The sequence below is a fragment of the Thermogemmatispora argillosa genome (assembly GCF_059696725.1).
Genome location: NZ_AP019377.1, coordinates 2,755,172 through 2,767,669, shown reverse-complemented (window position 1 = coordinate 2,767,669; position 12,498 = coordinate 2,755,172). Strand labels below are relative to the sequence as shown.

Below are 12,498 nucleotides of genomic sequence, written 5' to 3'. Positions count from 1 at the left end.
TGCTCCTTTCTCTTCTCTATCTACACGGTAGCTCTTCAGGCGGCCGACCGCGGCGCTGCAGATAGCGATATATCGAAAACTCTCCTTCAGTATAACGATATATCGTATACTTGTCAAGGGGAACGAAGCAGGCGGCTTGCAGAAGGCCGGGGGGCGTGATAGGATGATAAACTGAGGAAGTGGGGGGGGAGCGAGGGAGCCGCCAATTTCGTACAGCCAGCAACTGACCATGCCCCGCAGCGACTGAAGGCCAAGACGAGACTCTATCACCAGCATTCACCAAGCGTGTATAGTTTCTCTTAGATTGGATCTAGTAGCAGATCAGGGAACACAGCGAGAGAGGTAGACATCGTTTGTCAGTCGAGACTGGAATCAGCCACAGGAGATGTGAGGTGCCGGAACAGTATTATCGCCCAGGAGAGTGGCACGTCGGAAAACGAGTAGTCACCATTGGCGGAGGCTCTGGGACCTTCGCCCTCCTTTCGCATCTCAAAAAGTACCCGTATAACATCAGCGCCATTGTCACCATGTCGGACAGCGGCGGAAGCTCGCGCCGCCTCATGGATGAATTTCGGCGTCAACTGCCGCTAGGAGACCTGCGGATGTCGCTTGTGGCACTGGCGCGCAATGGGGCGCTCTGGCGTGAGGTCTTCATGCATCGCTTTGAGACCACGGACGAGCAGGGAGAAGGCAAAGGCGGGGTGGGAGGTCACAGCCTGGGGAATCTGATTCTCAAGGGACTCCAGGACATCAACAATGGCGACCTCATGCTCGCTATCGAAGACGCCCAGGAGCTACTCAATACCGCCGGACGGGTGTTGCCAGTCACCCTGGCGCAGACCACCATCTGCGCTGACCTGGAGGATGGCACCACCATTTGTGGCGAGACCGAGATCGACACGCGCGGCAAAAAGAACCTGGGACCACTCTCGCCCATTGTGCGCCTGCGCATGGTGCCCGAGGACGCCCCCGCCTGTCCTCAAGCCATCCGCGCCATTCGCCGGGCCGATGTCATTATCATTGGTCCGGGCGACCTCTACACGAGTCTGATCCCCAACCTCCTTGTCAAGGATATCGCGCGAGCTGTGCGCGAGTCCGAGGCCGAAAAGGTCTACGTCTGCAATCTGATGACCAAGCATGGCGAGACCGATGGCTACAAAGCCTCCGATTTCGTCAGCGAAATCCATCGCTACCTCGGTGGCCGAGTCGACCGGGTCATAGTCAATGATGGACCATTCCCTCCGGAAGTGCTCCGTACCTATGCCGAGGAGAAAAGCGAGCCGGTGGTCGTTGACCGCGCTCGTCTAACGCGACTGGTGCCCAACGTGGTCATCGGTCATTTCAATCTGGAAGATGACATGTTGGCGCGCCATGATCCCGAACGCCTGGTCCGGGCTATCTTCTCGTCAGATCCCTTCTAATCAAGTCCGGCCAGGCTTAAACTCAGCGGCCTTGATCTCTCTCGCCAGATGCCAGCGGCGCACCACAGCTCGCCGCTGGCTCTGCCCGGTCCTCCCGATAGGGATGGCGGCCATCAACGGCAGTCGGCAGAGCAACCCCCGCTGTGGAGCAGCGAGAAGAGGGAGCGCAGGGAAGCCATTGGCCGCAGCGACGCGACCGGTGAGCGCAGAAGAATACTGAGACAGCGAGGCCATCGCTGGCGCTCCTGTCGGGCATCTAACAAGCCTCAATGGACAGAGACAGGCGGCGGCGTGGTGGCCTCGCTGGTTAGTTGGCCTCGTGAGGCGTGGCTTGCTCTCCTGGCTCTCTCTGAGCACCGGATAGATGACCAGGAAGCGCGGCCAAACACCTGCCTGGCAACAACAGGTCTGCTGCTTTCTCCTGGCTGACTCTTCTCCTACCGCGTGGTTTAGCTCTGCGCCCCCCTCCAACACATTGAGCGACTACGACCCTCCTCTCTCTGCTTTGCTCTACCTACGGCAGACTGCGGGCGATCTGCTCGAACTCCTCGCGCGGGAACGCTCGCATCGTCTGGGTTCGCACGCTGCCTTGAGCGATGGTGCCAAGAATCAAGCGCGCGGCAGTCTGATCGTCAGGAGCTTCGGTAATGATCACGTAGTCGTATTGGCCCATGACAAGATAAAAGCCGATAAGTTTGCCTCCTGCTTCCTGGACCGCCTTTTCGAACATCTGGAGACGCTCGGGGGCATTCTTGGCTTCCCTGATCCCTTGCTCGGTCAGATTGACCAGGCTGATGTAGGTTGGCATCTGAGGACCTCCTCGCCCTTGACAGGTCTTCAACTCAAGATGGAGCGCTACAGGGTCAGTCTTCTGTTGCAATTGTACACTCCCAATTGCACTTTCACAAGCTCTACTGCCAACCTGTCAATCCTTTCTTAAATCAAAGCGTATGTAATACTCCTCTTTCAAGTTGAGGGGTGCTGAAAGAAAAGGCGATGTTCGCAGTAGCCGGCCAGCATACCGACCAGAGAGAAGAGGGCATTCGCATGTCCGGGTGGTGAGCCGAGCACGATCAAGCCGCTATCGAGCAAGAGATAGGCCAGCATAGCCAGGACCATACCCAGGTAGGGGCGTACAAACCAGGTGATCAGCAAAAAGAGCGGTTGACCTCGTGAAGCCGGCTGGCGCAACGAGACCAGACAACTCACGCAGCCGCCGAGCAAGCCGTAGGCCAGGACCAGCCAGGGGACACCAAAGGGAGCGAAGTCCGGCGTAAAGATCACCTGGCCGAAGCCGAGTCCCTCACTGATAGCCAGAGCCAGGACGGCCAGAAGCAAGAGCGCATGATAGATGGCCAGAGCCAGAAGCCAACCCTGGGGGGCGGGTCGGGGGGCAGCAGAGGGTGACGCGGCGGGGGCACCTGACGGCTGGCCCGAGGCGGTCAGAGCTGGCTCTTGCCAAGCTGGGGGCGCCTGAACAGGAGAGGCCGGAGTAGTGCGTTCATCCTTGCCCGTAACGGCCATGATTGGCTCTGTATCCAGCTCAACTTTCTCAGTGAAAGGAGGCGCCACTACTGACCCTGCTGATCCGCTGGTCATCCCACGCGTGGCCGGACCCGCCGTTGGCTCAGAGGCGGGGGAGCTGATCCGGCCTTCCAGATCTAGCAGATAGCTCTCTGGCAGCTTCTGGCGGCGAGCGCTTTCCAATAGCTGCCGTACATAAGGATCGCCGACATAGCGCTCAGGCAAACGTGGCTGAAAATACTTGCGAACCGTCGCCGAAGCGATATAGGTTGTACACGTAATCTCACGCTGGCGCAGAGGTTCGTGAACCACCACCGTCAGTGGTTCGAACAGACCGATTGGCGGAACAGCATCGTGCACCCTATCCAGGGGCACGACCCCATCCTCTGCCGGCAAGGCCAGCCGGCGGGGCACCCGGTAGAGCATTCCCCAAACAGCGGCAGCCGGGTCACTGCTCGGTAGAATCGAGGCCACCACCTCGCCCGTTGCTGTTCGCACTGCACCGAAACCCAGCTCATAGCCCTTGAGCATGCCTGGTCCGTAAGGCAGCGCCAGCCCATCCAGCAACTGAGGGCTATTCAAGAGCACCGTATCCATCTCGGGGCCATACTCAAACAGCCACAGAAATTCATTGCGCTCCTGTCCCTGTCCCGGCTGAGCCGCCGATGCCACCTCCTCCTTCTCTGCCACCTGGCTGGCGATGGGCAGCGGCGTTTCTTCCAGGGAACTGTATTCCTCGGGGACAGGCGGCGCTGCCGGTGCCTCCTCCGGGAACGGCGCGCCTCCCTCTGTCAGGCGGGGGCCGAAAGCGCTCCCTGCCTCGCCAAGCGCCAGCGAAGGTGGACGCGGCGTACTGCTGCGCACAATGGGCACGCCAGGCGCGACAAAATCGTCTCCTCGTCTACGCTTCTCTCCACGTCCCTCGCGTCCCTCGCGCATCTCTCTCCTCTCCCGTCGCTCTTGCTCGCTGATAGCCTCGCGTTCCCGCTTCTGATCAGGCGCCGGCTGTGCCTCGCCTGATTGATTGACCCGTCGCTCTCCCTGAGTTGGCTGCTCAGTCTCACCGTGCATATCACTTCCCCCTTCCAACTCCAGGCGCGGTGCCCGTTTCTCCCTCTCTAGTGCGTGCATCCTCAAGGCCTCTGCCTGCGGCAGTGCGCCGCGCCATGCCATAGTGCCATATCGTGCGTGCCAGGGCTAGACCTGGCCTGCTCCCTTGCTCTCGCAGCAGCCTGATGGCTGGGACTGGTCAGGCCAGCAAACAGGAGCCTTGACGGGCCGGCCAATCAATCAAATGAGCAGGCCGACTCGCTCAGCGACTGACCAGCTCCTGCTTGCTCTTCTGCCGCTCTCAGCTCCCTGACTGGGGCGTTTCGACGCGCAGCATAGCAGCAGGTCCCAGACGGCCAGTTCTCGCGGTGCTGGAAGCAAGACACAGTGTAAGAGGACCGCTGCGCAGCCCTCTGCCTGATCTTTCTTCTCGCTCTGCAGGAGCATACAAGTCTGCAGGAGCATACAAGCAGCATATGGAGATGCTGCGAGAGATGGTTAGGCTACTGCAATTGATAGGATACACATTTGAATCGCTTTCGCCAAGTCTACAGGACCTGTGGCTAGCGAAAGTCACTGAGCGGTTCCTTATTGAAAAAGCCGCGCTCGGTCACAATAGCGGTGATCAGCTCGCCGGGGGTGCGGTCGAAATAGAAGTTACGCACCTCGATACCGGCAATAGGCTCGTCCAGCACCTCCTCTGGCTCTTTCTCTTCGAGTAAGGAGAGGTCACCGGTCCAGGACTGGGGGGAGATTTTCAACGACTCGCACAGGACATAGAAAGGGATGCCGTAGCCGCGACTGGCCCAGGCCAGCAGGGCGGTGCCTGCTTTATTGAGAACATCGCCGTTGGCGAGGACGCTATCGGCGCCGACCACTACGGCAGTGCAACTTGGGAGAAAGATGGCGGCCTCGGCATCGGTAATGAGCGTCACGGCCAGATTCATGGCCTGCAGGCGGCGAGCCATCTCGCGCCCTTCGTAACGGGGGCGTCCTTCCAGGACGATGACCCGTTTGATCTGGGAGGCACAGGCGTGTAGAGCCTCCAGGACAGTGCCCGAGAGGCTATGCGTCATCAGGGTGCCGGCCAGCAGCGGGCGCGCATGAGCGATGATGGCCTGCGGGGCACGCTCGTATTCTTCGCGCAAGCGAGCGGCCTCCAGGGCCATGCCTGCCAGCCCCCCTGGCGCCTGCAGGATACGCCTGACCGCCCCGGCGATGGCTGCCATTGCTGGACGAGCCTGCATCAGCTCCTCACCAGCGGCGCGTAGCTGGGCCAGCCCCTCTTCCGGCGAGCTGTACGGAGCGCGTGCCAGCTCCTCCAATATGGCGATCGTCTCGCCCACCAGCCAACGTGAGCCATGTTCGCGGTCATTGCGCACAGCCTCAATGCGCTCCTGGAGATTCTTCATGCTTTTCTCCCTTCCTGGTTCTAGCTTGGCTTTCGGGCTTGGTCGCTGCCATTACTAGTTATTATCGCTCTCCCTGCGGGAACGTGCCAAGAGCCAAAACAGGGCCAGCTAGCGTGTACTGGCCCCTCTCTTTGGGTTGCTGCCGGGCCAGAGCCATCTCAATTGGTTCTGTTTTTGCTGCTGGCATTGGCTCTTGTGATTCGCCAGAGAGCGCACTACACTGCTATTGGTATGAGCCAATGCAGGAGGGGGAAACAACATGCGACACTCACGCCCATCTGAGCGCCGTTCGCGTTCGTGGTCCGCTGCTCCCGCCGCCTCTGTCTTTGTTCGGCTCGATCGCAGCAGCAGTGTGCCGCTCTATCGGCAGATCTATCACCAATTACGTGAGGCGATCCTCTCCGGGTCTCTGCCTGAAGGGGCTCGCCTGCCAACTGAGCGGGCCTTGGCGCGCGAGCTGGGAGTCAATCGCACAACAGTGATGAATGCCTACAACGAACTGGCGAGCGAAGGCCTGATCGAAGGCCATGTCGGGCGTGGGACGCTGGTCCGGCGCAGCCTGCTCTCATTGCAAGATGAGGAGTGTGAGCCTGAGATGCCTTCCTGGCTGGTGGGGTTGGCTGCGGGAGAGAGCGAGATGCTTGGCCCAGATGCGCGCGTTCTCAGCGAATTGATGGCACTGGCGGAGTATGGTGGGCTGATTTCTTTCGCCAGTGCGATGCCGGAGCCGGCCTTGCTGCCAGCGGAGCTGTTTCGCACGATCTGTCAGGAGGCACTGCTGCCTGAGCGTCAGCACGCGCTCGGCTACTGCCCCGTAGAGGGGCTGCAGAGCCTGCGCCAGCAGGTGGCCATGCGCATGCGCCGGCGCGGCGTTCCTGTGGAGGCCGGCCATATTCTGATCCTCTCTGGCTCGACGCAGGGCATCGGCCTCGTCGGTCGCTTTTTGTTGCGTCCCGGCGATGAGGTTGTGGTCGAGGTCCCGACCTATATCGGGGCGATTCAGGCTTTCCGTGCTTTAGGGGCGAGAGTTATCGGTATCCCCCTGGATAACGACGGCATGCGCCTGGACCTTTTGGAAAGCGTGCTGGCGCGTCATCGCCCGCGCTTGATCTACACGCTGCCGACCTTTCAGAATCCGACGGGGGTGGTGATGGCCCCCGAACGCCGGCGGCGCTTGCTGCTCCTGTGTCGACGCTATCAGGTACCAGTCTTGGAGGACGATACCTACGGCGAGCTGTATTTTGATACGCCGCCTCCGCCGCCGCTGAAGGCTCTTGATAGCAGCGAGCAGGTGATCTATCTGAGCACGTTCTCCAAAATGCTGGCGCCGGGCTTGCGTGTGGCCTGGCTGGCCGGACCGATCCCAATGATTGAGCGCCTCTCGTTGCATAAGCAGATTTTCGATCTGAACACGAATGCCCTTGGTCAGTGGCTGGTGGCCGAGGTATTACGGCGTGGCTGGCTGGATGAGCATCTACAGCGTCTCAGTGCCGCCTATCGGCGCAAGCGCGATCTGATGCTCCAGGCTATTGAGCGCTACTGGCCTCGGGAGGTGCGGGTTAACCCGCCTGGCGGGGGCTTCCATCTCTGGTGTCGTCTGCCTGCTGGCCTGCGGGCCCGTACCCTTCTGCGCGAAGCGGCTGCCGAGGGGGTGGCCCTGCTCAACGGCGAACCGTTTCATGTCGACGGCGGCGGTCAACAGTATATCCGCCTGAGCTATGCCTATCCTCCGGAAGAGCAGATTGAAGAGGGAGTACGTCGCATCGGGGTGGTGCTCAAGCGCTTGCTGCTTCGGCGCAATCAGGAACAGGCGCGCTCCTCCCCGCCGGAGCATATCCCGATGGTCTAGTCGCCTGACTGTTGGTGGCCTTTTAGCGTGTTCGTCCGCCGGCTGACTAATGGCGAGGCGCTCTGTCCTAACATGCGTTTGTTGACAGCCTCCTGAGAGTATCAGAAAATGGTGACCAGGTAGGGCCGGCGCTGCGTTTCAGATGGCAGACCGGACCAGACCGGCTGAATCGCGTTTCCCCTCCCTGGCGCTCGCTGAAGCGGACGTAGAGCATGGCTGGCGAGCTGCCGACCGAGTACCACCTGAGCGCACTCTCTGGCAGAAGCAAGCAAGTAAGCAGAACAGTTGGCGATCGCGTTTGTGCTCTGTATCCTCGCGCCGGCTTAGCCAGGAGGGTCTTAGCCTTGATCCTGGGCTGGGTTCTGGCTGTAATCTTGCGCCGGACCGGCCAGGCTGGGGCGAGTCAGCGGCACTGGTCCTGTACTGGCTGAAGGGCGCCGATGCTGCAAGCGCCAAGAGCAAGCAAGAGGAGTGTCGGGAGTTGAATCGGCTGACTGCGCCGGGCAAACGGCTGTTTCTGAGCGGCGACGAGGCGGTGGCGCGGGCTGCTCTGGAGGCTGGCGTGCATGTAGCAACCGGCTATCCTGGCAATCCCGGCGGTGGGGCGCTGGCGGCGCTCATGCCGCTGGCGGCGCGCTATGGCCTGGCTGCCGAGTGGAGTGTTAATGAGAAAGTAGCGCTCGAGGTCGCTACCGGGGCCGCCTGGGCTGGTAAGAAGAGCCTGGTCACGATGAAGATGTCGGGCCTCAATGTGCTGGCAGATTCGCTGCTCTCGATCGCTCACAGTGGCGTCAATGGGGCGTTGGTGATCTATGCTGTGGATGATGTGGGGGTCTTCTATGGGATGGTTGAACAGGATTCGCGCTACTATGCGCGGCTGGCGAGCCTGCCGCTGTTGATGCCGGCTAATCCCGAGGAGGCCTATACGATGACCTTGTTGGCCTTCCGGGTCTCGACACTCACTGGCGCCCCGGTGATGGTGCTTGGCACGACGGCGGTGGCCGCCGCTCAGAGCTGGATTCGGGTGGCGCCTTTGGAGCGCCCTCCCGTTGAGACAGCGGTGGACTTTCGCCGTGATCTGGCGCGCTTTACAAAGGCGGTTCCTCAGTGGTGTCGCGAGCAACATGCGGCCGCCCTGGCCCGCTTGCAGCGGGCGGGGAGCTTGTTAAGCGTGGCCAATAGGTGTGAAGAGCCAGACGATGCTTGGGTCAGGGCGACTCCCTCCCAGGCGCGGCGCGTCGGTGTAGTGGTGGCTGGGGTGAGCGCGGGGTATCTGGCGGAGATACGTCTGCGCCTGCGGGCGAGAGCGCCGCTGGCGGTCTTCAAGCTCGGGGTAGTGAATCCCTTACCCGAGGAGGAGCTACGGGCCTTCCTGGCTCCGCTGGACGCCGTGCTAGTCCTGGAGGAATTGGAACCGCTGATCGAGACCCAGGTGGCGGCCCTGGTGGCTGAGCATGGTCTCCAGCTACGTCTGTTTGGCAAGCGCAATGGGCTGCTGCCGCGCGTGGGCGAGTACGATCTTGCGCTCGTGGCCCGCGCTCTGGCTGCCTTGTTGGCGGCGGCTGACTATCACGAGGCTGCTGCTGAGGCTCGGGCACTGGCTGACCAAATGACTCAGACGGTGGCTCCACCCTCGACTACAGCTCCTGCGTCCGTTACGGCTCCTTTAGCGCGCACCCTGGAGTTTTGTCCTGGTTGCCCCCATCGCATGACCTACTACGCTCTCAGGCGAGCGCTGCTGCTCGCTGGCTATCAGCCCGATGAGGTCATCACGACGGGCGACATCGGCTGTACCATCCTGGGCATGCATGCGCCGCTCTCGGTCTGCTGGACCGAGGTCTCAATGGGGGCCAGTATAGGCATTGCTCAGGGGCTGAAGTATGCTGGCATTGCGCGCCCTGTAGTGGCGGCGATGGGTGATAGTACCTTCTTTCATGGAGGCATTGCCGGTCTGCTCAACGCGGTTCAATCCGGGGTACGTCTGACCTTGCTCTTGCTCGATAACGGTCTGACGGCTATGACGGGGCAGCAGCCGAATCCAGGGTCATGGCATGACGGCGCCGGGCGTCCAGAGAGGCCGCGAGCCGATATTGAAACGATCGTGCGCGGCTGTGGTGTAACCTTTGTGCGTACGGTCAACCCTTATGATCTGGAGGCTACGGTTGCGACGCTGCGTGAGGCTCTGGATTGCTCAGGAGTGGCGGTAGTCATTGCGCGGGCACCGTGTACGGTTCCGGGGCGCTTGTTGCCTGGCCATACGGCACCCTTCCAGGTTGATCAGGCGCTCTGCTGTGCTGGGCGCGGCTGTGAGGAACTGCCCTGTTATTATCAGGTTGGCTGCCCGGCGGTGGTGCTCTCCTCGGCAGATGAGGACGCCGAAAGGCGAACCTCAGCCGAGCACACAGCGCGTGTGCATATTGATGCGCTCAGTTGCGTGGCCTGTGGCCTTTGCGCCGCCGCCTGTCCTTTCGGGGCAATCAGGCCGTTGGAGAGCGCGACCAGCACCGAGGGCGAGACGAAGGCCCTGGCCTGGCCATCCCTGCTGGTGCAGGAGTAAAGTCAATGTCCGCATCTTCTGAGCTACAGCCACGCTGGCAAGCCCTGGTCCTGGCCGGCGTCGGGGGCCAAGGTTTGCAGACCGCCCTGGAGGTGATGGCCCTGGCTGCCGACGCCGTGGGCTTGACTGTGCACACTTTCGCGCCGCTGAGCCTGGCCCGTCTGGGAGGTAGCGCCTGTTGTCATCTGCGCTTCGGCTCCGTGGCTACGCCGCGCATCGCGGCAGGAGAGGCAGACCTGCTGATCGTTTTAGAGATGAGTGAGGTGCTGCGCATCTTGCCGCTGGCGCGCTCCGGCGCCCTGGCTTTTATCTCGACCTGGCGACGCCCTCCTCTGGCGGCAACCCTGCTGGGCCAGCCTTATCCCGATCAGGAGATGCTGGCCTCTGTCTTGCACCAACAGGGCGTCACGGGCATCTTTGTTGAGCCTCGCTGTCGCGTCCGGCCAAAGGCCAGCCAGCCGGAGACAGCGGGCGAGGAGGTTCCTCCCGGCCTCCTTTCCCTCTTTATGCTTGCTGTCTGTTGCAGCGCCACAGGCTTGCTACCCCGGGCTTCCCTGGAGCAGGCGCTGGCTCGCCGCCTGGCAGAGCTACCGACCGTCGCGCTGCGGGCGCGGCGCTTCTTCGCTTGTGGCTGGCAGTATGGGGCACAGCTGCGGCTGCCGCCGGAGACAGATGGCTCTGGTCTCTAGTCTAGCCGCATAGCCAGGCTGGGGCTTGACAAATCCTTGTGGCTGCGGTAATATGCATACGCGAACACGGTCAAAGCCAAACCGTTGCTGTCTGGCAAACTAGCCTGTTGGGGTGTCGTTCAACGGTAGGACTGCCGACTCTGGATCGGCCAATCGGGGTTCGAATCCCTGCACCCCAGCCAGTTGGAGAGGCTACCAGCCTCTCCTTTTTTGTTTGCCTGTTGGTCAGCGCCGCTGATCACCAGCGGGTAATAGGGCGGCAAAGGAGAAAAAAGGCGGAGTAAGACGGATGACAGAGGGGATGGTATGGCTTGAAAGGGGGAGATTATCGCCGGAAAAACATCCGAAACGATTGGCTGACTCTGTCGTATAATAAGTAGATACGTTTTCTATTTGATGTGCGTGTTCCCCATGCCGGTTTTGCCGGCTTCAAGATCAGCGAGAATCTTGGGACAGCGCTGAAAAGCGCGAGAGCCAGACTGGCGATCCCTGGGGTCTCCGCCTTTAGGGAAGGGAAGGATTCGCTGGTATGGTCTTGTTTCAGTCAGTAAGCAAGCGAGAAAGAAAGGGGCTTCACCATTGATGTCGACTGGCGCAGGCAGAGGCACTGGCACCGACACTGATCCAGCCGGGAGAGTAGCGTTTGAACCAGCCGGCAAAACTTCTTTAGAGGAGGAGATGCGTTCCGCCGCCCGCTGGACGCGCAGGCGCGATATTCCGTTAGCGATTCTGGCCTGGATGGCCCTCGGCGTGCTGGCTCTGTGGGGGATCAGCCATATCGCTCACTCGCTGCTGATGCTGGTCATCGCTGCTTTGTTGGCCTACGCGATCGCTCCCGCGGTGCGCTTATTAGAGCGTTTCGTCCCCCGCCTGGTGGCCATTCTCCTCGTCTATCTCGTCGTCCTGGGCGGGCTAAGTGTCCTGCTCTATTTCGTGATCAGCACGACGGTGGAGCAGATCGTCTCTCTGGCGCATTATGTGCAGCAGATGCTGACCCCACGGCCCGGAGGCTCGGTCACGCCCTTAGAGGAGATTCTCAATCGTTTTGGGATTAGTGCCAGTCAGTTGAGCGACCTGCGTCAGCAGCTCTTCAATCAGCTGCAGAACATAGCCACCAGTGCCCTGCCGATTGTCACCGGGGTCTTTGAAGGCATCCTCGATATTATCATCGTGATGGTGCTGAGCATCTATCTGCTCATCGACGGCGAGCATGCGGTACGTTGGCTGAGGCGAGGCGTACCGACGCGGCAGCGGGCGCGCACCCGCTTCTTTCTGGATACAGTTGAGCGGGTTGTGGGTGGATACATTCGCGGCCAGCTCCTGCTTTCGGCGCTGGTAGGAGTGCTGGTCGGCCTGGGGATGTTCATTCTCCAGGTTCCCTATGCAGTCTTGCTTGGCGTGCTGGCTTTCTTGCTCGAGTTTGTCCCGGTCTTAGGGACACTCACGTCGGGGGCGATCTGCGTTCTGATCGCTCTTAGCCAGGGCTGGCTAACGGCGGTGCTGGTGCTGGCCTACTTTATTGGTGTGCATATCATCGAGGGGGATGTGATTGGGCCGCGCATCGTCGGGCGCGCTGTGGGCCTGCATCCGGTGGTGTCTCTCTTTGCCTTGCTGGCCGGTGCTGAGTTGTTTGGGGTGATCGGGGCGATTTTCGCTGCTCCGCTGGCGGGCGTGTTGCAGGCGCTGCTGGTGGCTGTCTGGCAGGAATGGCGCAGCCTCAATCCAGAGCAATTTGAAGAGCCTCCGGTACCGCTGCCCAGGCCGACCTCTTTCCCGGTCAGACCGGTACCGGCTGAGCAGAGCGTCCCCACTCAGGCCTCGTTACGAGAGGTCGGCGCTGTCGGGGCTAGCGTGCCAGTGCCCGCCGAGACGCTGGCGGACAGCAGTCGTGAGAAGCAAGGTGAGAGCGATCATGGCGGCGTCGGCAATGGACCAGCCTCTGCCGAGGTTCCCCCAACCCTTTCCACCTCTGAGCAGCCGCTCTGAAGAACTATCT

General features: G+C 61.2%; 10 protein-coding genes and 1 tRNA gene. 7 read left to right on the top strand and 4 right to left on the bottom strand.

The window, feature by feature from the left end:
• The first annotated feature begins 392 nt into the window (after nucleotides 1-392).
• A complete protein-coding gene (locus AC6H1L_RS10765; protein WP_497601486.1) occupies nucleotides 393-1,421 on the top strand; it encodes a gluconeogenesis factor YvcK family protein in 1,029 nt (342 codons plus the stop codon).
• On the opposite strand, the gene AC6H1L_RS10760 is transcribed toward AC6H1L_RS10765, so the two are convergent.
• The 4 genes from AC6H1L_RS10760 to AC6H1L_RS10745 form a co-directional block, all read right to left on the bottom strand.
• Nucleotides 1,422-1,655 carry a hypothetical protein gene (locus AC6H1L_RS10760; protein ID WP_497601485.1) on the bottom strand — a complete coding sequence of 78 codons (234 nt, stop codon included), beginning with the start codon at nucleotides 1,653-1,655 and terminating at the stop codon, nucleotides 1,422-1,424.
• Nucleotides 1,656-1,935: 280 nt separating this feature from the next.
• The gene (locus AC6H1L_RS10755; RefSeq protein ID WP_497601484.1) at nucleotides 1,936-2,229 is read right to left on the bottom strand and encodes a GYD domain-containing protein; all 294 of its coding nucleotides are present in this window, start codon (nucleotides 2,227-2,229) and stop codon (nucleotides 1,936-1,938) included.
• 158 nt (nucleotides 2,230-2,387) lie between these two features.
• Nucleotides 2,388-4,016, bottom strand: coding sequence for a gamma-glutamylcyclotransferase family protein (locus AC6H1L_RS10750; RefSeq protein WP_497601483.1), 1,629 nt, complete (start codon nucleotides 4,014-4,016; stop codon nucleotides 2,388-2,390).
• A gap of 542 nt (nucleotides 4,017-4,558) precedes the next feature.
• Nucleotides 4,559-5,407 carry an eIF2B alpha/beta/delta subunit family protein gene (locus AC6H1L_RS10745; protein ID WP_497601482.1) on the bottom strand — a complete coding sequence of 283 codons (849 nt, stop codon included), beginning with the start codon at nucleotides 5,405-5,407 and terminating at the stop codon, nucleotides 4,559-4,561.
• Between the two features lie 162 nt (nucleotides 5,408-5,569).
• On the opposite strand from AC6H1L_RS10745, the gene AC6H1L_RS10740 reads away from it, so the two are divergent.
• The 6 genes from AC6H1L_RS10740 (at nucleotide 5,570) to AC6H1L_RS10715 (ending at nucleotide 12,488) form a co-directional block, all read left to right on the top strand.
• Nucleotides 5,570-5,689 carry a hypothetical protein gene (locus AC6H1L_RS10740; RefSeq protein ID WP_497601481.1) on the top strand — a complete coding sequence of 40 codons (120 nt, stop codon included), beginning with the start codon at nucleotides 5,570-5,572 and terminating at the stop codon, nucleotides 5,687-5,689.
• On the top strand, nucleotides 5,667-7,256 hold the full coding sequence (gene pdxR, locus AC6H1L_RS10735) for a MocR-like pyridoxine biosynthesis transcription factor PdxR (protein ID WP_497601480.1): 1,590 nt from the start codon (nucleotides 5,667-5,669) through the stop codon (nucleotides 7,254-7,256). Before AC6H1L_RS10740 ends, pdxR begins: the two co-directional genes overlap by 23 nt.
• Nucleotides 7,257-7,737: 481 nt before the next feature.
• Nucleotides 7,738-9,813, top strand: a complete 2,076-nt coding sequence (locus AC6H1L_RS10730; protein ID WP_497601479.1) for a thiamine pyrophosphate-dependent enzyme — start codon at nucleotides 7,738-7,740, stop codon at nucleotides 9,811-9,813.
• A gap of 5 nt (nucleotides 9,814-9,818) precedes the next feature.
• The gene (locus AC6H1L_RS10725) at nucleotides 9,819-10,502 is read left to right on the top strand and encodes a 2-oxoacid:acceptor oxidoreductase family protein (RefSeq protein ID WP_497601478.1); all 684 of its coding nucleotides are present in this window, start codon (nucleotides 9,819-9,821) and stop codon (nucleotides 10,500-10,502) included.
• Between the two features lie 108 nt (nucleotides 10,503-10,610).
• Nucleotides 10,611-10,684 (top strand) — tRNA-Gln (locus AC6H1L_RS10720).
• Between the two features lie 400 nt (nucleotides 10,685-11,084).
• Complete coding sequence (locus AC6H1L_RS10715) at nucleotides 11,085-12,488, top strand: AI-2E family transporter (RefSeq protein ID WP_497601477.1); 1,404 nt, start codon at nucleotides 11,085-11,087, stop codon at nucleotides 12,486-12,488.
• Nucleotides 12,489-12,498: the final 10 nt, after the last annotated feature.

Bases quoted from the DNA above. Each gene is read 5' to 3' on its own strand.
- pdxR (WP_497601480.1), top strand. From the start codon at position 5,667: ATGCGACACTCACGCCCATCTGAGCGCCGTTCGCGTTCGTGGTCCGCT.
- AC6H1L_RS10715 (WP_497601477.1), top strand. From the start codon at position 11,085: ATGTCGACTGGCGCAGGCAGAGGCACTGGCACCGACACTGATCCAGCC.
- AC6H1L_RS10745 (WP_497601482.1), bottom strand. From the start codon at position 5,407: ATGAAGAATCTCCAGGAGCGCATTGAGGCTGTGCGCAATGACCGCGAA.
- AC6H1L_RS10760 (WP_497601485.1), bottom strand. From the start codon at position 1,655: ATGGCCTCGCTGTCTCAGTATTCTTCTGCGCTCACCGGTCGCGTCGCT.
- AC6H1L_RS10750 (WP_497601483.1), bottom strand. From the start codon at position 4,016: ATGCACGGTGAGACTGAGCAGCCAACTCAGGGAGAGCGACGGGTCAAT.
- AC6H1L_RS10755 (WP_497601484.1), bottom strand. From the start codon at position 2,229: ATGCCAACCTACATCAGCCTGGTCAATCTGACCGAGCAAGGGATCAGG.
- AC6H1L_RS10725 (WP_497601478.1), top strand. From the start codon at position 9,819: ATGTCCGCATCTTCTGAGCTACAGCCACGCTGGCAAGCCCTGGTCCTG.